This window comes from Vibrio sp. R-1 (genome assembly GCF_035615595.1).
In the GTDB taxonomy this organism is placed as follows: Bacteria; Pseudomonadota; Gammaproteobacteria; order Enterobacterales; family Vibrionaceae; genus Vibrio; species Vibrio cholerae.
This window is the reverse complement of the sequence record NZ_WPDC01000224.1, coordinates 1-1,002: the sequence shown is the minus strand read 5'-3', so window position 1 is coordinate 1,002 and position 1,002 is coordinate 1. Positions and strand designations below refer to the sequence as shown.

Here is a 1,002-nt window from a genome sequence, read left to right as displayed (position 1 = left end):
TAATTTTTGATTGCATTTGCAATATTTCTAATACAACGCCTTGCAGACTCACTTACACCCGACAGTTGATAGAAACCATGTATTACACCTAGGTAACGCTCACAATAAGCGTCAACACCTTGGGAAAGAAGCAACCTGTACAACTGCTCTCCTTCATCTCGCAGCGGGTCATACTCAGCAGTGATAATGAACGTTGGAGGTAAGCCTTGAAAATCCTTTCGTGCCAATAGATTCAGTTCTTTTTCACTGGCCAACCGCTCTGACTCACCCGCATAAAGCTGGAAACCGGACAACAACATTTGTGCAGTAATAATAAAATCTGTACCGTTTTTCTGATAACTATCAGACGCCCCCAAGGGGTCAACCATGGGATATATTAGGATTTGTTTCTCAGGTAGCCACAGTTTTTTGTTTTTCAAACGAAGTGCTGTAGCAAGAGCTAATTGTGCACCTGCACTATCACCGACAAAGAACACATGTTCAGTATCGCCGCCATATTTATGACCATGTTCTTTGACACCTAATGCGGTCTGAAATACATCATCATGAGCTGATGGGTATGCATGTTCTGGTGCTAAGCGGTACTTAATGCAAATTACTATAGTCTCTGATAAATGAGCTAACTGCCTTAGTTGTGCTTCATGCGTTTCAAAACCACCGCTAATGAAACAACCGCCATGAAAATAAATTGTAATTGGCAAATCAATTTTATTGCTTGGCTTATAAACTTTGACTTGTATGCCATCCAGCTCATCAACAAACTCATCGGCCATTTCAGGACTCGAGCCAGCCAAAACCGTACTTGAGAGATAACCTGCCCGACGCTCAGAAATAGTTTGTTTTGATGGACAGGGTTTCCCGCTAGAAATGAACTCTTCAACGAGTTCTTTAATGCCGCGCTCTAGATAGTTGGTCATATTTAATTCTTCGAATGTGTTCAAAGCTCGAGATGATAGCCGAACACATTAAACTGTATATAAAAACAGTGGCAATTTGTGATAC

Annotated in this window: 1 protein-coding gene; it reads right to left on the bottom strand. The window is 41.3% G+C overall.

The annotated features are described in order from the left end of the window. Nucleotides 1–917: alpha/beta hydrolase (locus GOU96_RS17770; RefSeq protein ID WP_000186335.1), on the bottom strand; the 917-nt coding region annotated here is incomplete at its 3' end. Between the last annotated feature and the right edge of the window lie 85 nt (nucleotides 918–1,002).